Source organism: Prevotella sp. AM42-24 (genome assembly GCF_003461825.1).
GTDB classification, from domain to species: domain Bacteria; phylum Bacteroidota; class Bacteroidia; order Bacteroidales; family Bacteroidaceae; genus Prevotella; species Prevotella hominis.
Window position 1 is genome coordinate 411 of sequence record NZ_QTXV01000169.1, and the last position, 640, is coordinate 1,050.

Genomic DNA, 640 nt, shown 5'->3' on the forward strand with positions numbered 1-640 from the left:
GTATGACTTGAACATGTGTGTCGCCAAATAGTCCCTACTTGGTGAGACAATGGAAAAACATTGACAGACATATTATTGTGCGTTTTCTGATTAATACTGCAATTCAATACAATAAATTCAATAGCCAATCGTTCTTTAACTATAACATAAAAGAAATAATAGATGAAAGTATCATTAAAAAACAGGTCAAAAACCAATTGAGTGCCGTAAAAAAAGTAACAAATAAAGGTAATACATATGGGAAATTTTAAAAAAAGAACTCTTTTTTATACTAAAGATTGTTTATTTATAGGTGTATCAATTTTCGTTATAGATATTGTCACTTTTGTTATTTTAATTTTTTTGTCTATGAGTGATAGTGAATCACCCATACTTGCTGATTATGTACACATTTTTTTAAAAGAAGTTTTATCTTTACCATTATCATTGATTAACAATGATTACCCTTTCTTTTTAGATGACCACCAAGTTCCCAAATTAATACTGTTCACAATGCCTGCAAACATTCTAATACAATCAGTTTTTTTCTGCTTTATAAAGGAATGCATAACTAAAATCTTAGTTACATTTTCGAATAAAAAAATATTGAATAATAAGAAATGAGAGATTCTTATATATAGGCTTAGGATTGCTTGTTTAT

Annotated in this window: 1 protein-coding gene; it reads right to left on the minus strand. The window is 27.0% G+C overall.

Annotated features, from left to right (window positions below; all coding sequences use genetic code 11):
- Positions 1 to 440 precede the first annotated feature (440 nt).
- Positions 441 to 640, minus strand: a 200-nt coding sequence (locus DW917_RS18000; RefSeq protein ID WP_233524825.1) for a hypothetical protein, incomplete at its 5' end; no start/stop codon positions are given.